The 19,513-nt window shown below is 66.1% G+C and carries 15 protein-coding genes; 5 read left to right on the forward strand and 10 right to left on the reverse strand.

The window, feature by feature from the left end; translation table 11 throughout:
• Window positions 1-79: 79 nt before the first annotated feature.
• The 10 genes from ilvB to EPB08_RS00365 all read right to left on the reverse strand — a co-directional run bounded on the left by ilvB (window position 80) and on the right by EPB08_RS00365 (window position 11,915).
• On the reverse strand, window positions 80-1,933 hold the full coding sequence (gene ilvB / locus EPB08_RS00325) for a biosynthetic-type acetolactate synthase large subunit (RefSeq protein ID WP_130617844.1): 1,854 nt from the start codon (window positions 1,931-1,933) through the stop codon (window positions 80-82).
• 181 nt (window positions 1,934-2,114) lie between these two features.
• Entirely contained in the window at window positions 2,115-3,131 is a 1,017-nt protein-coding gene (gene ilvC / locus EPB08_RS00330) for a ketol-acid reductoisomerase (protein WP_130617079.1), read from the reverse strand.
• Window positions 3,128-4,852, reverse strand: coding sequence for a dihydroxy-acid dehydratase (gene ilvD, locus EPB08_RS00335; RefSeq protein WP_130617080.1), 1,725 nt, complete (start codon window positions 4,850-4,852; stop codon window positions 3,128-3,130). The genes ilvC and ilvD overlap by 4 nt, the downstream gene beginning before the upstream one ends.
• 156 nt (window positions 4,853-5,008) lie before the next feature.
• Window positions 5,009-6,106, reverse strand: coding sequence for a 3-isopropylmalate dehydrogenase (gene leuB / locus EPB08_RS00340; RefSeq protein ID WP_130617081.1), 1,098 nt, complete (start codon window positions 6,104-6,106; stop codon window positions 5,009-5,011).
• Window positions 6,103-6,687, reverse strand: coding sequence for a 3-isopropylmalate dehydratase small subunit (leuD, locus tag EPB08_RS00345; protein WP_130617082.1), 585 nt, complete (start codon window positions 6,685-6,687; stop codon window positions 6,103-6,105). Before leuD ends, leuB begins: the two co-directional genes overlap by 4 nt.
• Before the next feature lie 187 nt (window positions 6,688-6,874).
• The gene (leuC, locus tag EPB08_RS00350) at window positions 6,875-8,287 is read right to left on the reverse strand and encodes a 3-isopropylmalate dehydratase large subunit (protein WP_130617083.1); all 1,413 of its coding nucleotides are present in this window, start codon (window positions 8,285-8,287) and stop codon (window positions 6,875-6,877) included.
• On the reverse strand, window positions 8,284-9,288 hold the full coding sequence (locus EPB08_RS00355; protein ID WP_130617084.1) for a branched-chain amino acid transaminase: 1,005 nt from the start codon (window positions 9,286-9,288) through the stop codon (window positions 8,284-8,286). The genes leuC and EPB08_RS00355 overlap by 4 nt, the downstream gene beginning before the upstream one ends.
• A gap of 16 nt (window positions 9,289-9,304) precedes the next feature.
• Window positions 9,305-10,900: a 2-isopropylmalate synthase gene (locus tag EPB08_RS00360; protein ID WP_130617085.1), complete on the reverse strand. Its 1,596-nt coding sequence runs from the start codon at window positions 10,898-10,900 to the stop codon at window positions 9,305-9,307.
• A 113-nt stretch (window positions 10,901-11,013) separates the two neighbouring features.
• Entirely contained in the window at window positions 11,014-11,151 is a 138-nt protein-coding gene (locus EPB08_RS20950) for a hypothetical protein (RefSeq protein WP_165418343.1), read from the reverse strand.
• Between the two features lie 143 nt (window positions 11,152-11,294).
• Complete coding sequence (locus tag EPB08_RS00365; protein ID WP_130617086.1) at window positions 11,295-11,915, reverse strand: TetR/AcrR family transcriptional regulator; 621 nt, start codon at window positions 11,913-11,915, stop codon at window positions 11,295-11,297.
• A 127-nt stretch (window positions 11,916-12,042) separates the two neighbouring features.
• Between EPB08_RS00365 and EPB08_RS00370 the strand changes: the two genes are divergently transcribed.
• From EPB08_RS00370 to EPB08_RS00390, 5 genes are all read left to right on the forward strand, one after another.
• Window positions 12,043-12,612, forward strand: a complete 570-nt coding sequence (locus EPB08_RS00370) for a hydrolase (RefSeq protein ID WP_130617087.1) — start codon at window positions 12,043-12,045, stop codon at window positions 12,610-12,612.
• Between the two features lie 53 nt (window positions 12,613-12,665).
• A complete protein-coding gene (locus EPB08_RS00375; RefSeq protein ID WP_229238159.1) occupies window positions 12,666-13,448 on the forward strand; it encodes a carboxylesterase family protein in 783 nt (260 codons plus the stop codon).
• 256 nt (window positions 13,449-13,704) lie between these two features.
• The gene (locus EPB08_RS00380; RefSeq protein ID WP_130617088.1) at window positions 13,705-14,721 is read left to right on the forward strand and encodes a LacI family DNA-binding transcriptional regulator; all 1,017 of its coding nucleotides are present in this window, start codon (window positions 13,705-13,707) and stop codon (window positions 14,719-14,721) included.
• 63 nt (window positions 14,722-14,784) lie between these two features.
• Window positions 14,785-17,832 carry a TonB-dependent receptor gene (locus EPB08_RS00385; RefSeq protein WP_130617089.1) on the forward strand — a complete coding sequence of 1,016 codons (3,048 nt, stop codon included), beginning with the start codon at window positions 14,785-14,787 and terminating at the stop codon, window positions 17,830-17,832.
• 215 nt (window positions 17,833-18,047) lie between these two features.
• The gene (locus EPB08_RS00390; RefSeq protein WP_130617090.1) at window positions 18,048-19,511 is read left to right on the forward strand and encodes a glucoamylase family protein; all 1,464 of its coding nucleotides are present in this window, start codon (window positions 18,048-18,050) and stop codon (window positions 19,509-19,511) included.
• The last annotated feature ends 2 nt before the right edge of the window (window positions 19,512-19,513 follow it).

The raw sequence follows: 19,513 nt of genomic DNA on the forward strand, positions 1-19,513 counted from the left end.
TCATTCCAGCGGAGGCTGGAATCCAGCGCCTTGTAGGCCGAAAGGCGCTGGGTCCCAGCGTCCGCTGGGACGACGGCGGTTAGAACATGTCGCTCTTCGACTCCTTCGACACCGCCGGGGCGATGCGCGACGGAATGAAATCGCCGGTAATCATCTGCGCATACGTCGCGCCCGGACCCACCATCGGGTAGACGCCGGCATCCGGATCGATCATCACTTCCAGGAAGGCCGGGCCGTCGAAGGCGAGGAACTCATCGACCGTCTGCGCCATGTCTTCCTTGCGTTCCAGTCGGCGCGCCCACTCGAAGCCATCGGCCTGCGCGGCCTTGATGAAGTCCTTCTTGTGCAGGCTCTTGTCGGACGAGGCGAAGCGGCCACGGAAGAACAGCTTCTGCCACTGGCGCACCATGCCGTCGCCGATGTTGTTGAGCACCACCACCTTCACCGGCAAGCCGTAAGTGGTGACGGTTTCCAGCTCACCGAGGTTCATGCGGATGCTGGCGTCGCCGTCGATGTCGATCACCACCGCGTCGCGCCGCGCGAACTGCGCGCCGATGGCCGCGGGCAGGCCGAAGCCCATCGTGCCCATCGAGCCGGACGTGAGCCAATGGCGCGGTTCGCGGAAATCGAAATACTGCGCCGCCCACATCTGGTGCTGGCCCACGCCGGTACTGATGATCGCGCGGCCCTGCGTCCGATGATTGATCGCTTCGATCACCGCCTGCGGCTGGATCAGTTCGCTGTCGTGGTCGTAGTTCAGCGCATGCGTGGCCTTTAGCGTGGCGACGTGTGCGTGCCAGTCCGCATAGCGGCCATCGCTGGCGAAATGGAAGCCGTGGCGCGCGCCGTACTGCTGCAGGCGCGACAGCGTGCGGTCCAGGTCGCCATGGTGATGCCAGTCGACCGACTTCACCTTGCCGATTTCGGCCGGATCGATGTCGATCTGCGCGACGAAGCGCGCGTTCGGCGCAAACTTGTTGGGCACGCTGGCGACGCGATCATCGAAGCGCGCGCCAAGGGCGAGCAGGAAGTCACAGTCTTCCACCGCGTAGTTCGCATACGCGGTGCCGTGCATGCCCAGCATGTGCAGGGCGAGCGGGTCGGTGGTGTCCATCGCGCCCAGCGCCATCAGCGTGGTGGTGACGGGCAGGCCGAACTGTTGCACGAAGGCACGCAGCGTGGCGGACGCCTCGCCGGCGATGAGGCCGCCACCGGCATAGATCAGCGGACGCTTTGCTTTCGCCAGCGCCTCGAAGAAAGCTTCGCAGTGCGCGTCATCCACGCGTGCACTTTGGATCGCATGCTGGCGCGCGCGATAACCCGGGATCGGCAGCGTGCCTTCACCGGCGAAGCTGAGCGGCGTGTTCTGCACGTCCTTGGGAATGTCCACCACCACCGGACCGGGGCGGCCGCTGCGCGCGATCTCGAATGCGGTACGCAGCGTGGCTTCCAGCCGGGAGGGATCGGTGAGCAGGAACACGTGCTTCGCGCACGGGCTCATGATGTTGCTGACGGGCGCTTCCTGGAACGCATCGCTGCCGAGCGCGCCGGTCGGCACCTGGCCGCAGATCACCACCATCGGCACGGAATCGGACATGGCGTCGCGCACCGGCGTCACCATGTTGGTAGCGCCCGGGCCGGAAGTGACGATGGCCACGCCCACCTTGCCCGAAGCACGTGCATAACCGGCCGCCATGAAACCTGCGCCCTGCTCGTTGGCGGGCACGATCAGCGGCATCGGCTCGCCGCCCATCGGCGACAGATGCGTGGCGTTGTAACGGAACACCGCGTCGTACACCGGCAGGATCGCGCCACCCGAGTAGCCGAACAGCACGCTGACGCCCTCGTCGGCGAGCACCTGTACCACCACTTCCGCGCCGCTCATGGTCTGGCCGGCGAGCGGATGGGTGGTGGCCGGGGTGGGCATCTCCATTTGCAATGGCAGGTTCACGGTCGTCGGTTTTCCTTGGGAATGTCGTCTTCGGTGAAGAAGCTCCCTCGCCTGCGCAGGCCCGACAGGGGCGGCTTGCGCAGGCGAGGGTAGGAAGGGGTGAAAGCCAGCGGGAGGGCTCCCCTTCCGATCTCCCCGCGCGGGTGCGGGGAGACGCCAAACCTCAACCCACTTTCTTGAGCGGCTCGGCAGCCGGCTTCGGCGCATTCGCCTGCAGCCACGGCATGCGCGCACGCAGCTGCGCGCCCACCTGTTCCACCGGATGCTCCAGGTCCGCCTGCTTGAACTTCTTGTAGTTCGGCAGGCCGGCGTTGTACTCGGCGATCCAGTTCCTGGCGAAGGTGCCGTCCTGGATGTCCTTCAGCACGTCCTTCATGCGCGCCTTGGTGCCGGCATCGATCACGCGCGGACCGCTGACGTAGTCGCCGTACTGGGCGGTCTCGGAGACGAACTCCAGCATGCGGCTGATGCCGCCTTCATAGAACAGGTCCACGATCAGCTTCAGTTCGTGCAGCACTTCGTAATAGGCGATCTCGGGCTGGTAACCAGCTTCCACCAGCGTCTCGAAGCCGGCCTGCACCAGTGAGCTGGCGCCGCCGCACAGCACGGCCTGTTCGCCGAACAGATCCGTCTCGGTCTCTTCCTTGAAGTCGGTCTTGATCAGCAGTGCACGACCGCCGCCGATGCCGTCGGCATAGGCCTTGGCCTTCGCTTCGGCCTGGCCGCTGACGTCCTGGTGGATCGCCCAGATGCTCGGCACGCCGCGGCCAATTTCATATTCGCGACGCACCAGTGCGCCCGGGCCCTTCGGCGCGACCAGGATCACGTCGATGTCCTTGCGCGGATCGATCTGCTTGAAGTGCACGTTGAAGCCATGCGCGAACAGCAGTGCCGCGCCCGGCTTGATGTTCGGCGCGATGCTTTCGGTGTACAGCTTCGGCTGCACCATGTCGGGCGTGAGCACGGCGATCAGGTCGGCGTCCTTCACGGCATCGCCCGGCTCGGCGACGGTGAAGCCTTCGGCGCGGGCCTTCTCCCACGAGGGGCCGTTCTTGCGCAGGCCAACCACCACGTCGAGACCGGAGTCGCGCAGGTTGAGGGCGTGGGCGCGGCCCTGGCTGCCATAGCCGAGGACGGCGATGCGGGCCTTGGCCAGCGTGTCGTTGGTGTTGTTGCTCATGCGGTGACTCCTGCGGTCGTGTCTTCGTTGACTTGTTGGGAAACAGAGGAAGAAGCGGATGGACTGCGTGGTGCGATGGGTTGCGTGGTGGCGCCTTCGGAAGCGGAGCCCACCAGCGAGACGTACTTGGCCAGCGCGCCGCGCGTGACCTTCGGTGCGGGCGGTTGCCAGGTGGCGCGACGCGGGGCGAGGTCGGCGGTGGTGCTGATCTCGCGCGTGTCGGCGTCGATGCGGATGCGGTCGCCGTCGTGCAGCAGCGCGATGGGGCCGCCGCGCGCCGCTTCCGGCGAGATGTGGCCGACCATGTAGCCGTGCGTGGCACCGGAGAAGCGGCCGTCGGTGATCAGGGCGACATCGTCGCCCAGGCCACGACCGATCAGTGCCGCGGTGACGCCCAGCATTTCGCGCATGCCGGGGCCGCCGGCGGGGCCTTCGTTACGGATGACGATCACGTCGCCCTTCTCGATGGTGCCACCCTGTACGGCGGCAAAGGCCTGCTCCTCGCTTTCGAAGACGCGTGCGCGGCCTTCGAAATGATTGGCGCCCTTGCCGGCGAGCTTGAGGATGCAGCCTTCCGGCGCGAGGTTGCCGTAGAGGATCGAATAGCCACCGCGCGGCTTCAGCGGCTGCGTGACCGGATGCACCACGTCCTGCGTTTCGGCGCGCGGCGCGGCATTGGCCTCTTCGAACAGGCTACGGCCGGTGACGGTGGGTGCATCGACCAGCATGCCGGCGTTGATCAGCTCCTGCGCAACGCGTGCCGCGCCACCGGCGCCGAACATTTCGACAGCGGTATAGCGGCCGCCCGGCAGCAGGTCGGCGATCACCGGCGTGTGCTTGGAAGCAGGTTCGAAATCTTCCAGCGTCCAGCGCGTGCCCGCTTCGCGTGCGATGGCCAGCAGGTGCAGCACGGCGTTGGTGGAGCCCGCCGTGGCGGCGACCATGCGGGTGGCGTTGCGGAACGCGTCTTCGGTGAGGAACTCACGTGGCGTGCGGTTTTCCCGCAGGCAATCCATCACCAGCTCGCCGCAGCGACGTGCTGCTGCGGCCTTGGCCGGATGCGTGGCCGGAATATCATTGAAGCCCATCGGCGACAGGCCCAGCGTGGTCAGCACCATCGCCAAGGTGTTGGCGGTGAACTGGCCGCCGCAGGCACCAGCGCCCGGGCACGCATCGCGTTCGACCGAGGTCAGCTCGTCGTCGCCGATCTTGCCCGCGCCATGCGCACCAACCGCTTCAAACACCTGCTGGATGGTGATCGGATGGTTGTCGTGCGTGCCGTGCGCGATGGTGCCGCCGTACAGGGCGACGCTGGGGATGTTGAGTCGCGCCATCGCCATCGCGGCGGCGGGAATGGTCTTGTCGCAACCGCACAGCACCACCATCGCATCGAGGCAGTGGCCGTCGACGGCCAGCTCGATGGAATCGGTGATCACCTCGCGGCTGATCAGCGAGGCGCGCATGCCCGGCGTGCCCATGGCGATGCCGTCGGTTACCGCGATGGTGTTGAACTCGATCGGCGTGCCGCCGGCGGCACGGATGCCGTCGGCCACATGCTCGGCGAGTTCGCGCAGGTTGAGGTTGCAGGGGCTCACGTTGGACCACGTGTGCACCACGGCCACCAGCGGCTTGGCGATGGCCGCGTCGTCCAGGCCGGTGGCGCGCAGCATGGCGCGCGCAGGTGCGCGGTCGGGACCGGTCTTGATTAGATCACTACGCATGCGTGGATTCCGTACAGCAGGGATAGGTGGCATTTGCTGCCTCGGCGAAAGACACCGTCATCCCTGCGAAAGCAGGGATCCAGCGTCTTTCGTTCGCCGCAGAGGCACTGGATCCCAGCTTCCGCTGGGATGACGAGTGGAAAGGGCGCGGGACGTTTAACCGCATGCCCGGCCCCAGCGCAGGAACGCCGCCGCATTGCAGGCGTGTTCGTCGACGGCAGCGAGCACGGCTTCCAGCACGTCCTTGGTGCCGGCGCTGCCGCCGATGTCGCGCGTGCGCGGGCCGTGTTCGACCACGTCGGCCACGGCGGCCTCGACGGTCGCGGCTTCCTGTTCCAGGCCCAGCGAGTGACGCAGCAGCATGGCGGCCGACAGGATGGCGCCGATCGGATTGGCTGCGCCCTGACCAGCGATATCCGGTGCCGAACCATGGATCGGTTCGTACAGACCGGCCTTGCCTTCACCCAGCGAAGCGGACGGCAGCAGGCCCAGCGAGCCGGCCAGCGCGGCGGCTTCGTCGGTGAGGATGTCGCCGAACAGGTTCTCGGTGACCACCACGTCGTACTTGCCCGGCTGTGTCAGCAGCAGCATCGCCATCGAGTCGACCAGCTGATGTTCCAGCTTCACGTCCGGGAACTCGGCGGCAATGCGGGTCACCGTGCTGCGCCACAGGCGCGAGGTTTCCAGCACGTTGGCCTTGTCCACCGAGGTGACGTGCTTGCGGCGCTCCCGCGCGAGCTGGAAGGCGCGACGCGTCACGCGTTCCACTTCGGCCACGGTGTACTTGCACTCGTCAGTGGCGGTATCGATGGTGCGCGTCTTCGCACCGAAGTACGCACCGCCGGTCAGTTCGCGCACGAACAGCACGTCGACGTTCTTCAGCTTCTCGTTTTTCAGCGGCGACAGCGAGGCCAGCGCCGGATGCACCTGCAGCGGACGCAGGTTGGCGTACACGCCCAGTGCGGCACGCAGCGCCAGCAGACCTTGTTCCGGACGCACCGGCGCATTGGGGTCGGACCACTTCGGTCCACCCACCGCACCAAGCAGCACGGCATCGGCCGCCTTGCACGCCTCCAGCGAGGCGGTCGGCAGCGGTTCGCCGGTGGCATCGATGGCGCAGCCACCGATCAGCTGTTCCTCGAAATGGAAGTGGTGGTCGAAATGCGCGGCGACCGCGTCGAGCACGGCGACCGCAGCCGCCGTGACTTCGGGGCCGACGCCGTCGCCGGGCAGGGTGACGATTTGCGCTCTCATGCTGCTATCTCCACGCGTTGTTCGTAGGCGGTGATGGCGTCGTTGTGCTGCTGCAGGTAGCCGAGCTGGTCGACGCCATTGAGCAGGCAGTGGCGGGCAAAGGGTTCGAGCTGGAAGCGGATGTGGCCGCCGTCGGGCAGCGCGATGACCTGCTCGCGCACGTCGATGGTCAGTTCGATGCCGGGGTTGGCGAGCAGCCAGCGGTGTTCGGCCTCGTCCAGCACGATGGCGAGCAGGCCGTTCTTCAGCGCGTTGTTGCGGAAGATGTCAGCGATCTCGCTGCACAGCACGGCGTGGATACCGTAATCCAGCAGCGCCCACGGCGCGTGCTCGCGCGAGGAGCCGCAACCGAAGTTGCGACCGGCGACCAGGATGGAACAACCCTTCGCCTTGGGCTGGTTCAGCGGGAACGCCGGGTTGTCGCTGCCGTCGGTCTGGTAGCGCCAGTCGTTGAAGCACAGCTTGCCCAGGCCGGCGCGCTCGGTGGTGGTGAGGAAGCGCGCCGGGATGATGCGGTCGGTGTCGATGTTCTCGTCCGCCAGGACGGCGGTGCGGGAGTGGAGACGGGTGACGGGGCGCATTAACAAACCTCCGAAGGGCAAAGTCCCTTCTCCCCTCCGGGGAGAAGGTGCCCCGAAGGGGCGGATGAGGGGCGGGTGCTCGCGACGACGATGAACGAAGCGCGCGCTTGATTGGCGGTGAGGCAAGACTGGCCCCTCACCCCAACCCTCTCCCCGGAGGGGAGAGGGGGCTGACTGCGTGCGTTCTTCATGCCGCCACCTCCGTCATGTATTCACGCGGATCGGCGATGCGCCCCGCGACGGCGGAAGCAGCGGCGGTGGCGGGGCTCGCCAGCACCGTGCGCGCGCCCTTGCCCTGGCGGCCTTCGAAATTGCGGTTGGACGTGCTGACGACGAGTTGTCCCGGCTGTGCCAGGTCACCGTTCATGGCGATGCACATCGAGCAGCCTGGCACGCGCCACTCGGCGCCGGCGGCGGTGAACACGTGGTGCAGGCCTTCGTTCTCTGCATCGCGGCGCACCGCTTCGGAGCCCGGCACCACCAGCATGCGCACGCCATCGGCGACGCGGCGGCCGCGCAGCACATGGGCGGCTTCGCGCAGGTCGGACAGGCGCGAGTTGGTGCAGCTGCCGACGAACACTACGTCCACCGGCGTGCCCTGCATGGGCTTGCCGGCTTCGGCCTTCATGTAGTCGAGCGCGCGTTTCTCCACCGCGTTGCGTGCGGCAGGCACCGGTTTGTCCATGGCGATCGCCATGCCCGGGTGCGTGCCGTAGGTGACGGTCGGGCGCACCTTGCTGGCGTCGATATGCACTTCGCGGTCATAGGTGGCGCCGGCATCGGTGCGCAGCGAACGCCAGTTCGCCACGGCGGCTTCCCAGGCAGCGCCTTGCGGCAGGCGCGGGCGACCCTTCAACCAGGCGAAGGTGGTGTCGTCCGGTGCGATCAGGCCTGCGCGGGCGCCGGCTTCGATCGACATGTTGCACACCGTCATGCGCTCTTCCATCGACAAGGCTTCGATGGCGTTGCCGCGGTATTCGATAACGTAACCGGTACCGCCGTCCACGCCGATCTCGCCGATGATGTGCAGGATCAGGTCCTTCGCGCCCACGCCGGACGGCAGCTTGCCGTCGACGTGGATCGCCAGCGTCTTCGGCTTGCGCTGCAGCAGGCACTGCGTCGCCATCACATGTCCGACCTCGGTGGTGCCGATACCGAACGACAGCGCGCCGAACGCGCCGTGGGTGGAGGTGTGGCTGTCGCCGCACACGATGGTCATGCCCGGCTGGGTTGCACCCAGCTCGGGACCGATCACGTGCACGATGCCACGATCGGCGCTGTCCCAGCCGTGCAGGTCCACGCCGAACTCACGGCAGTTGGTTTCCAGCTGGGCCACCTGCGCCTTCGCCTCGGCGTTGGCATACGGGCGCTCACCGCTCGCATCGGCAGGCAGGGTCGGCGTGGAGTGATCCAGCGTGGCCAGCGTGCGATCCGGGCGGCGCAGCTTCAGGCCGCGCTCGCGCAGTTCGCTGAAAGCCTGCGGGGAGGTCACTTCGTGCACCAGGTGCAGGTCGATGTAGAGGACCGCGGGCGTATCGGTCGATTCCGGCGCAACGACGTGCGCTTCCCACACTTTCTCGAACAGGGTCTTCGCTGTCATGCCACTGCCCCCATCGAAGCGGGCTGTTGTTGAGGAGTGCGGCCATGGATGGCCGCTGTTTGATCTTCGTGGTCAGGGACGACCACATCGGATACGGGCGTCAACCAGCCCCACTTGTCGGTCGTAGTGCCGTCGAACAGGCCGAAGAAGGCTTTCTGCAACGCGCGCGTCACGTCGCCCGGACGGCCCGCGCCAACCTGCTTGCGGTCCACCGAGCGCACCGGGGTGATCTCCGCGGCGGTGCCGGTCATGAAGATCTCGTCGGCGGTGTACAGCGCTTCGCGCGGCAGGTCGCGTTCTTCCACCGTGATGCCCATCTCGGCGGCCAGCGTCATCACCGACTCGCGCGTGATGCCGGCCAGGATGCCGGCGCTGGTCGGCGGGGTGAGCAGCTTGCCGTTCTTCACCAGGAACAGGTTCTCGCCGGCGCCTTCGCTCAACAGGCCGTTGTGGCCCAGTGCGATGCCTTCGGCGTAGCCGCCGCGACGCGCTTCGAGCGCGATCAGCTGGCTGCTCAGGTAATTGCCGCCGGCCTTGGCCCAGCTCGGGAACGTATTCGGCGCGGGCCGGTGCCACGAGGACACGCACACGTCGGCGCCGTGTTCGATCGCGTCACCCAGATACGCGCCCCATTCCAGCGCCATGATTGCCACGTCCACCGGCGCATCGGGCTTGGGCAGCACGCCCAGGCCGCCCGCGCCGCGGAACACGATCGGGCGCACGTAGGCCGACTTCATGCGGTTGGCGCGGATCACTTCCTGGCACGCCGCGTTGATCTCGTCTTCGCTGTAGCCGATCTCGATCTCGTACACGCGGGCCGACTCGAACAGGCGGCGCGTGTGGTCGGCGAGGCGGAAATAGGCGGGGCCCTGCGGCGTGGCGTACACGCGCTCGCCTTCGAAAACCGAGGAGCCGTAGTGCAGGGCGTGGGTGCTGACGTGGACCGTGGCCTCGGTCCAGGGTTTGATCTGGCCGTTGTGCCAGAGGAATGGCGTGGTCATTGCGTAACTCCTTGGATCACAGGCTGGCAACGGCAGCCCGTTGCGATGCGGGTTGTTGTCGTTCGATGCGGTTGACGATGGCGAGCGCCGCATGCGCGGTCGCTTCGATGATGTCGGTGCTGACGCCGTCGCCGCGCCAGTCACGTTCGGCATGGCGTGCGGTGAGCTGGGCGTGGCCCTGCGCGTCGCCGCCTTCGCTGACGGCGCGCACCTGGAACTGGGTGACGTCGAGCGTGGTGCCGGTGGCGCGCTCGATCGCGCGCAGCACGGCATCGACCGGGCCGTCGCCGATGGCGGCTTCGCCCACTTCGTGGCCGTTGTCGTGGGTGAGCTTCACCGACGCCGAGGCACTGCCGCCCAGGTGGGAATTGGTGTTGAGCTGCGCGATGTGCCACGGACCGGTCGCTTCCGGGTCCATGCCCAGCGCGATGGCTTCCAGGTCTTCGTCGTGTACTTCGCGCTTCTTGTCGGCCAGTGCCTTGAAGCGCGCGAAGATGCCGTCCATCGCGGCTTCTTCCACGTCATGGCCCAGGGTCTGCAGGCGCTGGCGCAGCGCGTGGCGTCCCGAATGCTTGCCGAGCACCAGCTTCGTCTCGCCCATGCCCACGTCCTGCGGACGCATGATTTCGTAGGTACCGCGATGCTTCAGCATGCCGTGCTGGTGGATGCCCGACTCGTGGGCGAAGGCGTTGTCACCCACCACGGCCTTGTTGCGCGCGACGGCCTGGCCAGTCAGCTGGGTCAGCAGGCGCGATGTGGGGTAGAGCTTGCGCGTGTCGATGCCGGTGTTGACGCCGAAATAGGCACCGCGCACGCGCAGCGCCATCACCACTTCCTCCATCGAGGCATTGCCGGCGCGTTCGCCGATGCCGTTGATGGTGCATTCCACCTGGCGCGCGCCGGCGGCGACGCCGGCCAGGCTGTTGGCGACGGCCATGCCCAGGTCGTCATGGCAATGGGTGGAGAAGATGACCTGATCCGCGCCGCGCACGTGCTGGCGCAGGTAGGCGATGCGCTCGGCCATCTCCACCGGCGTGGTGTAACCCACCGTGTCCGGCACGTTGACCGTGGTGGCACCGGCGGCGATCGCCGCGCTGAACACTTCGACCAGGTACTCCGGCTCGGTGCGCATCGCGTCCTCGGCGGAAAATTCCACTTCGTGGCACAGCTGCTTCGCACGTTCGATGGCGGCACAGGCAGTGTCGATCACCTGCTGCTTGCTCATGTTGAGCTTGTGCTCGCGATGCAGCGGGCTGGTGGACAGGAACAGGTGGATGCGCGAGTGCCGCGCAGCCTGCAGGGCGCGCCCGCAGGTGTCGATGTCGCCGTCGTGGCAGCGCGCCAGGCCGGCGACGGTAGGGCCGCGCAGCACGCGGGCGATTTCCGACACCGAGGCGAAGTCGTCGGGCGAGGCGCTGGGGAAGCCCGCCTCCAGGATGTCCACGCCAAGCGCCTCGAGCGCATGCGCCATGCGAAGTTTCGCGCGGCGGTCCATCGAAAAGCCGGGCGCCTGCTCGCCGTCGCGCAGGGTGGTGTCGAAAATGCGCACGCGTTCGGCGGCTACGTCGCCCACGTCGCTGTTCTCGCTGTTCGGGTTGTCCTGGGGGGTCATCTTTGGCTCCGCTGGCACGCGCCGTTGGGCAACAAAAAACCCCGCATCCGTTTCCGGGTGCGGGGTTTGTTGGTGGTATCTAGGTTAGTTTTGCTTTACCTGGACACACGCCCTCAGCCCGCACCTCCGTTGGTAATAAGGAGTACGAGTACAAGGGCAAGAAGAAGGTTGTTGCGGAGGCGCAGCGCGCCGCCGATGGTCGGGGGACCAATCGGTTCGGCAATGCGATCGTGGCTGTTGCGCTGCGTCATGCAACCGACCCTAATGGGCCTTCCAACGGGTTGTCAACAGTTTCTTTTGAAAATTTTGCAATCGCGTGCCGCGACGCACATTCGGACGTCCAGATGGCCGAACGCCTCGCGCGTGCGTCGCACACGCGTGAGCGACATCGCGATCAGCGTCGCGAGGCGAGTTCGCCAAGGTAGAGCGAAAGTGCCTGCTGCAGCTGGTTTTGCGCGGCTTTTCGCAGCGTCGCTGGTTGCTCGTTATCGAGCGCGACGGCGGCCTTCATCAGCTGCTGCACCACCATCGCGGCCGGACGCAGTTCGCCCGCGGGGATGCCCGGTGCGTGGATCGCAAGGATCTGGCTGAGGTAATCGCGCATGCGCTGGCGAATGGTGCGACCCAACATGGAGGGCAGCGAGCCGGCAACCTCCACCAGCGCGACAAAGGCCGGGTGCCGCTTGCGGTAGTCGGCGAAGGTGCGCAGCAGGCGTGCCGCAAGTTCGTCCGTCGTCCAGCCGGCGGTCTGCGCGACCAGCTGTTCCATGTGCTCGTTGAGCCCGTTCGCGTGGCTGGTGATCAGCGCCTCGGCCAGCGATTCCTTGGTCGGGAAGAACTGGTAGAGCGAGCCGATGGAGGCGCCGGCCCGGGCGGCGATCTCGGTCATGGTGGTGGCGTCGAAGCCTTTCTCGACGAAGCAGTCCGAGGCGGCCGTCAGCAGGGCCGCCACGCGCTCGTGGCCGCGCCGGCGACTGGGCGTACGGCCAGCCTGGCTTGTGTTTTGTGAGGACATCCTCATAAACTCCAATGTGAGGATGTCCTCACATAATAGACTTCCCGGCAGGCATCGTCGCGCGGCATGAACGCGGCCGATTCTACGCTGATGCCAGCCCAATCCCGGCATATCCCTGGAGTTTACGATGGAAAAGCTAGACCCCCGCACCACCGCGCTCGTCCTCATCGACCTGCAGAAAGGCATCGCGCCGTTTGCCGGCGGCCCCCATACCAGTGCCGAGGTCAACGGCCGCGCCGGCCGTCTCGCCGCCCGTTTCCGTGAGCTGAAGGCCCCGGTGGTGCTGGTGCGCGTGGGCTGGTCCGCCGACGGCGGCGACATGCTGCACCCGTTGACCGACGAAGCCCCGCGCAAGATGACCCTGCCGGACAACTGGCTGGATTACGCCGATGAGCTCAACGCGGCCGAGGGCGACATCCACATCACCAAGCGCCAGTGGGGTGCGTTCCATGGCACCGAGCTGGAGCTGCAGCTGCGCCGCCGCGGCATCACGCAGATCGTGCTCGGCGGCGTGTCCACCAACATCGGCGTGGAATCCACCGCGCGCAATGCGTTCGAACTGGGCTTCCACCAGGTGCTGGTGGAGGACGCCATGAGCTCGTCCAGCGCCGACCATCACCGTTTCGCGGTGGAAAACATCTTTCCCCGCCTGGGTCGCGTGCGTTCCACCGAGCAGGTTCTGGCCATGCTGGCCTGAAACCCCGGCGCTTGGTTACCCTCGCCCGACAGATCGGTGCGAGGGAGCGGGGCATGCAGGTGAAACACGTTTTGGCAGCGGCCTGGCTGTCGTGCGCAATGGCTTCGTCGGCCTGGGCCGCGGAGGGCGGGTTTACCGCCCGCCATGTGCAGGTGAACGGTCACGACGTGGCCTACCAGGTGTTCGTGCCCAGCCATTGGTCGCCCGATCGCGAATGGCCGGTGGTGCTGTTCCTGCACGGCAGCGGTGAGCGCGGCAGCGACAACCAGGCCCAGCTCAAGCAGGGCCTGCCACCCTGGCTGAAGACGCATGGCGACGATTTCCCCGCCGTGGTGGTCGCCCCGCAGGCGCCCGACGACACCATCTGGGACGGTGCACAGGAACAGGCCGCGCTTGCGGCCATGGAAGACAGCATCAAGGCCTACCACGGCGATCGCTCCCGCCTGTATGTCACCGGCCTCTCGATGGGAGGCTACGGTGCATGGCAGTTCGCGGTGGATCATCCGGGGCTGTTCGCGGCCGCCGCGGTGATCTGCGGCGCCATCCGTGCGCCGGACGACATGCCCGAGCTGGTGGTGCATGGTCCGCCGACGGGCGGCAACCCGTACCAATGGGTGGCGGAGCGCATAAAGCCCATGCCGGTATGGATTTTCCATGGCGAAGTGGACGACCAGGTGTCGCCCAGCGAGGCGCGCAACATGTACGCCGCGCTGCTGAAATCCGGCGACGAAGTCCGCTACACCCAATTCCCCGGCGTGGGCCATGGCTCCTGGGTGCCCGCGTATGCGACGGCGGATCTGTGGCCATGGATGCTGTCCCACCACACCGTCCGTTGACGGAACCCGGTCGGAAAAAGCACGGCGCGGGCACAATCATGGCCCGCACCTAAACCGCTTTTGTTGCGCTGCGTTTACGCCCGTGCAGCTCTCGTCACGTCGATGTTATGCGGCCCTTACGCATCAAGGCTGCCCCGGTGCCTTCGTGATTTATTGCGCTGCAGCGAAAGATGTCGTTGCAGCTTCTTTACAAGCTTTCATGAAAACGTTTACGTTGGCGCCGCCGTGACCGGGGGGTCACCTTCAAGTTGCCACCGTGACGACCAAGAAAGCGACCATCAAAGATGTAGCGCGTGAGGCCAAGGTATCGGTGGCTTCCGTGTCGCGCGCATTGAACGGGCAGGGCGGCGTCACCGCCGAAACGCTCGAACGCATCCGCGTCGCGGCCAAGCAACTGCACTACGTGCCCGACAACGCGGCGCGCAGCCTCATTACCCGGCGCACGCACACCATCGGCGCGTTGCTGCCGGACCTGTTCGGTGAATTCTTCTCGGAACTGATCCGGGGCATCGACCTGGCCGCGCGATCGCGCGGCCTGCACCTGCTGGTGTCGAGCTCGCACGACGGCGCCGACGAAGCCGCCGCGGCGCTGCGCGCCATGCACGGCCGCGTCGACGGCATGCTGATCCTGTCGCCGTGGGTGGACGAGGCTTTCCTCGATGCCAACCTCACGGACGGCCTGCCTACCGTGCTGATCAACAGTTCGGTACAGGCCAGCGGGCGCAGCGTGTTGAACATCGACAATCGCGGTGGCGCCTACGCGATGACCGAGCACCTGCTGCGCGTGGCGGGCCACAAGGACATCGCCTTCATCGCCGGCCCTGCGGGCAACTTCGACGCCGAACAGCGCGCCCTGGGTTACCGCGAAGCGATGAGGAAGCTGGCGCCGAAGGTGCCGCTCAACATCGTGGCGGGCAGCTTCACCGAGGAGTCCGGTTACCAGGCCGGTCGCGAGCTGCTCAAGCAGGAGCGTCGCCCCAGCGCCGTGTTCGCCGCCAACGACATGATGGCGGTGGGCTGCCTCTACGCCTTCAAGGAAGCCGGCCTGCAGGTGCCTGCGGACATCGCCCTGGCCGGCTTCGACGATATTCCCATTGCGCGCTACCTGACCCCTCCGTTGAGCACCGTGAGCGTGCACATCGCCGAGTTGGGACGAAACGCACTGGAACGACTGGCTGCTCTGATGGATGGGCGGGAACAGTCCAATAGCACGGGCGCGCTTGGTTGCGCGATCGCCGTCCGTGGAACTTGCGGTGCAAACCGCGATGCATGAGTCACAAAAATACCTATCAACCTGCACGCCCATTCGATCCCTGATCGATCTTGGAGGGGAGTCATGAAGTTGCCGCATCACCTTAAGAAGACGCTGTTAGCCAGCCTGATCGCCAGCACCGTGGTCGCCACGGTTGCCGTTCCGACGGTGGCCTGGTCGCAGACGGCCAACGCCACGCTGCGTGGCAAGGGCCCGGCCAACACCGAGGTCACCGCCAAGAACGTCGCCTCCGGCGCCGTCCGTCGCACCACCACCGAAGCCGATGGCAGCTATGCGCTGGTTGGCCTGCAGCCCGGCACCTATCAGGTCGATGCCGGTCCTGGCACCGAGCGCACCGTGACGCTGACGGTGGCCTCCACCGCGTCGCTGGACCTGACCGCGGCCGCGCCTGCGACGACGGCCAACGCCGCCAATGCGCAGAACCTCGGTAGCGTTTCGGTTTCCGCCACCACGCTGCAGGAAGTGAAGACGCCCGAGGTCGGCGCCACCATTTCGCTGCGCCAGATCGACACGATCCCGCAGGTATCGCGCAACTTCCTCGAGTTTGCCGACACCGTTCCGGGCATGGTGTTCTCGGTCGATCCGTCGGGGCACACGTCCTTGCGTGGCGGTGCTATGAACGATAGTTCTGTAAACGTTTACATCGACGGTGTGGGCCAGAAGAGCTATGTGGTCGCCGGTGGTGTATCGGGGCAGAGCAACAGCCAGGGCAATCCGTTCCCGCAGCTGGCGATCGGCGAGTACAAGGTCATCACCTCCAACTACAAGGCGGAATTCGACCAGCTCGCCAGCGCCGCCGTGACCGCACAGACCAAGTCGGGCACCAACGAATTCCACGGCGAGACGTACTACCGCTACACCGACGATTCCTTCCGTGCCATGACGCCGGCCGAAAGCGCCGCCGGCACCAAGGCCTCGTCGCAGGAGAAGGAGTACGGCTTCGCCGTGGGTGGTCCGATCATCAAGGACCAGATGCACTTCTTCATGGCCTATGAGGCCAAGCGTTTCGACACGCCGGTAACGGTGGCGCCGAGCGCCGATGGCGCGGCAGGCGTGCCGTACCTGCCGTCCAGCGTGGCTGCGCAGATGGGGCCGGCGAACCTGCCGTTCCAGGAAGACCTGTACTTCGGCAAGATCGACTGGGAACCGACCGACCGCGACCGTTTCGAAGCCAGCGCGCAGATCCGCAACGAGACCCAGCTCGACGGCATCGGTGCCGACCAGCAGAACGCGGTGTCGGCCGCACGCAACGTGAAGAACGATGCCAAGCGCTATGTGGCTCGCTGGCAGCACAGCGGCCAGTCGTACTTCAACGAACTGATCTTCGCCTACGAGGACGCCAAGTACTCGCCGACCGCCGTGACCATCGGCAACGGCTACGTGTACACCTGGCAGCGCCCGATCGATGATCCGACCATCATCGCCACCGGTGCCGCCAGCCCGCAGTCCACGCAGAACAAGAGCCAGAAGGGTCCCTCGATCCAGGACGACTTCACCTTCAACGACCTGGAATGGCACGGCGACCATGTCGTGAAGATGGGCGTGAAGCTCAAGGCGGTAACGCTGGATGCATCCGATGCCTCGGACATCAATCCCCAGTACTACTACAACGTCACCGCCGACGGCACCGCCGCCACGCCCTACAAGGCCTACTTCACCAAGCCGGTGAACGGCCTGGGTCTGACCCCGTCGGTGTCGACCAAGAGCCGCCAGTTCGGCACGTACATCCAGGACGACTGGGCGGTCAACGATAAGCTGACGCTCAACCTGGGCGTGCGCTGGGACTACGAGCGCACGCCGTCGTACACCGACTTCGTGACGCCGGCCAACGTGGTGGCCGCGATCTACTCGCAGGACACCAACGCCGGTGCGCCTGCCGGCCAGACCTATGCCGAGACCCTGGCCAAGGGCGGCATCAACATCAACGACTACATCAGCAACGGCCATAACCGCAGCGCCTACAAGGGCGAGTGGCAGCCGCGCCTGGGCTTCTCGTACGACTGGTTCGGCGACGAACAGCACGTGATCCACGGCGGCGCGGGTCGCTCGTACGATCGCGACCTGTACGATTACCTGCAGCTGGAAACCACCAAGTCCGCGTTGCCGCAGTACACGATCTTCTTCCAGGATCCGGCCACCGGCACCTGCCATCGCGAGAGCACGCCCTGCTACAAGTGGGATCCGAATCTACTCAGCGGCCTGCCGGCCCTGCAGTCGCTGCTCGGCGCGTCGAGCAACGCCGGTACCGAGGTGGACCTGCTCAACAACAACCTCAAGGCGCCGTATTCGGACCAGTTCAGCCTGGGCATGTCCAACCAGCTCGGCGAATGGCAGACCGACGCCACCGTGGTTCGCGCACTCAGCTACAACGGCTTCGCCTTCACGCTGGGCAACCGCTACCCGAACGGTGCGTTCTTCCAGCACAGCAACGACAACCAGCAGAACAGCCAGCCATGGGGCAATGGCATCCCGGGGTTCGGCGCGCTGATCCTGGGCGACAACGGCATCGCCACCCGCAGCACGCAGGTACTGCTGTCGGCCTCCAAGCCGTATGACAAGGCGTCGGGCTGGGGCGCGACGTTTGCGTACACGTTCACCCATGCCAAGCAGAACCGCGACATCAACGAGCACTACTCGTTCGATTACGGCACGATCCAGGAATACCCGTTCATCACCTCGAACGCCGCCGCCAAGCATCGCTTCGTGGCGACCGGCAACATGGACGGCCCGTGGGGTACGGTGCTGTCGGCCAAGCTCACGCTGGCCACGCCGCTCCCGTACAACGGCGCCGCCTGCTATCCGGGCGTGACGCTGCCCGACGGCAGCAGCTGCGTGCCGTCGGCCGCGGTGCCGCAGGGTTCGAAGTTCCTCGTTGGCGGCAAGATCTGGGGTTACCGCGACATCGACCTGCAGGCCACCAAGGATTTCGATCTGGGTCACGGCATGACGTTGTACGGCCGCTTCGATGTGCTCAACGTCTTCAACTGGCACAACTACTCCGACTACATCGCAACGTTCGTGCCGGGTAACACCATGGTGAGCTACAACCAGACCGGCAATATCACCTTCGTGCCACGCACGGTGAAGCTCGAAGTGGGCCTGAAGTTCTAAGGCTCCTTCGTCGCCGCCCGTTGCCTCCCCCCGGGTAACGGGCATCCGGCTTTCGCATCCCCTGGGCTGCGAGGCCGGCGTAGGGGAGCAGGTCAACCCTCCCAGGCCTGCTCCGGCCGGGCCGTCACCCACGTGTGTGATGGCCCGGTGTTTCCATGGAATGGCGGCTGTTTGTGGGCAGTCCGCCATTCCAGCTTTTTTTCCAAGGGTCCGCGATGATTCGAGCCAGCCTCTTCCGTCTGTTGCCCGCGGCTGCCGTCGCCGCGCTGGCGTTCGCGTCAGGCGCGGCCAGTGCCGCCGGACAAGTCGCCGCGACACGCGAGTTCAACAGCTTGCCGGCGCCGCAGCGCGCGATGGTCGAGGACCTGGAGCAGCGCACGTTCCAGTGGTTCTGGGATAGCGCTGATCCGAAGACCGGCCTGGTGCCGGATCACTGGCCCGGCGACTCCTTCGCCAGCATCGCCTCGGTCGGTTTTGCACTCACGGCGTACGGTGTAGGCGTGGAGCGCGGTTACATCACGCGCAAGCAGGCCGTCGAGCGCACGCTGGCGACGCTGCGCTTCTTCAATGACGCCAGGCAGGGTGACGACGAAGACGATGTCACCGGCTACCACGGCTTCTTCTATCACTTCCTCGACATGCAGACCGGCAAGCGCCATGCGCGCGGCGTCGAGCTGTCGAGCGTGGATACCACGCTGCTGCTGGGCGGCGTGCTGTTTGCGCAGTCGTACTTCGACCGCAACAACAAGGACGAAAAGGAAATCCGTCAGCTCGCCGACGCCATCTACCGCCGCGTCGACTGGACCTGGATGCAGCCACACTCGCCGCTGATCAGCATGGGCTGGACGCCGGGCGGCAAGTTCATCCCGGCGGACTGGAAGGGCTACAACGAAGGCATGCTGGTCTATGTGCTGGCGCTGGGTTCACCGACGCATCCGGTGGCCGATGACGCATGGTCGGCATGGACGAAGACCTATCCCGAGTACTGGGGCGAATTCCAGGGACGCACGTTCCTCAACTTCGCGCCGATGTTCGGCCACCAGTACAGCCAGACCTGGATCGACTTCCGTGGCATCCGTGATACCTGGAATCGTGAGCACGACACGGACTATGCGCAGAACAGTCGCGAGGCCGTCTATGCGCAGCGTGCCTATGCCATCGCCAATCCGAATCACTGGACCGGCTATGGCGAAAACATCTGGGGCCTGACTGCCTGCAACGGTCCGGGCGACGCGGTGGTGAAGCGCAACGACGGCAGCACGCGTGCGTTCTATGGCTATACGGCACGCGGTGCCGGCCTCGATTACGTATCCGACGACGGCACCATCGCACCGACTGCCGCCGGTGGCTCCATCGCCTTCGCGCCCGAGATCGTGGTGCCTGCGCTGATGGAGATGAAGGCGCGTTATGGTGATGCGATCTATACCAGGTACGGCTTCGTCGATGCGTTCAATCCCAGCTACGATACCGGCATCGTGCCGAAGGAAGGCCGCGCCGTGCCCGGCATGGGCTGGGCGGACGACAAGCAGATCGGCATCGACCAGGGCCCCATCGTGCTGATGATCGAGAACTGGCGCAGCGGCTTCGTGTGGAACGTGATGCGCAAGAATCCGTATGTCCGCAAGGGCCTCGAGCGCGCCGGCTTCACCGGCGGCTGGCTGGAACAGAAACCACGCTGAGA

The sequence above is a fragment of the Dyella amyloliquefaciens genome (assembly GCF_004296575.1).
GTDB lineage: Bacteria > Pseudomonadota > Gammaproteobacteria > Xanthomonadales > Rhodanobacteraceae > Dyella > Dyella amyloliquefaciens.

Coding starts and splice junctions, on each gene's coding strand:
- leuB (WP_130617081.1), bottom strand. CDS start 6,106: ATGAGAGCGCAAATCGTCACCCTGCCCGGCGACGGCGTCGGCCCCGAA.
- EPB08_RS00370 (WP_130617087.1), top strand. CDS start 12,043: ATGGAAAAGCTAGACCCCCGCACCACCGCGCTCGTCCTCATCGACCTG.
- ilvB (WP_130617844.1), bottom strand. CDS start 1,933: ATGGAGATGCCCACCCCGGCCACCACCCATCCGCTCGCCGGCCAGACC.
- EPB08_RS20950 (WP_165418343.1), bottom strand. CDS start 11,151: ATGACGCAGCGCAACAGCCACGATCGCATTGCCGAACCGATTGGTCCC.
- leuC (WP_130617083.1), bottom strand. CDS start 8,287: ATGACAGCGAAGACCCTGTTCGAGAAAGTGTGGGAAGCGCACGTCGTT.
- EPB08_RS00390 (WP_130617090.1), top strand. CDS start 18,048: ATGATTCGAGCCAGCCTCTTCCGTCTGTTGCCCGCGGCTGCCGTCGCC.
- leuD (WP_130617082.1), bottom strand. CDS start 6,687: ATGCGCCCCGTCACCCGTCTCCACTCCCGCACCGCCGTCCTGGCGGAC.
- ilvC (WP_130617079.1), bottom strand. CDS start 3,131: ATGAGCAACAACACCAACGACACGCTGGCCAAGGCCCGCATCGCCGTC.
- ilvD (WP_130617080.1), bottom strand. CDS start 4,852: ATGCGTAGTGATCTAATCAAGACCGGTCCCGACCGCGCACCTGCGCGC.
- EPB08_RS00360 (WP_130617085.1), bottom strand. CDS start 10,900: ATGACCCCCCAGGACAACCCGAACAGCGAGAACAGCGACGTGGGCGAC.
- EPB08_RS00385 (WP_130617089.1), top strand. CDS start 14,785: ATGAAGTTGCCGCATCACCTTAAGAAGACGCTGTTAGCCAGCCTGATC.
- EPB08_RS00355 (WP_130617084.1), bottom strand. CDS start 9,288: ATGACCACGCCATTCCTCTGGCACAACGGCCAGATCAAACCCTGGACC.
- EPB08_RS00365 (WP_130617086.1), bottom strand. CDS start 11,915: ATGTCCTCACAAAACACAAGCCAGGCTGGCCGTACGCCCAGTCGCCGG.
- EPB08_RS00375 (WP_229238159.1), top strand. CDS start 12,666: ATGCAGGTGAAACACGTTTTGGCAGCGGCCTGGCTGTCGTGCGCAATG.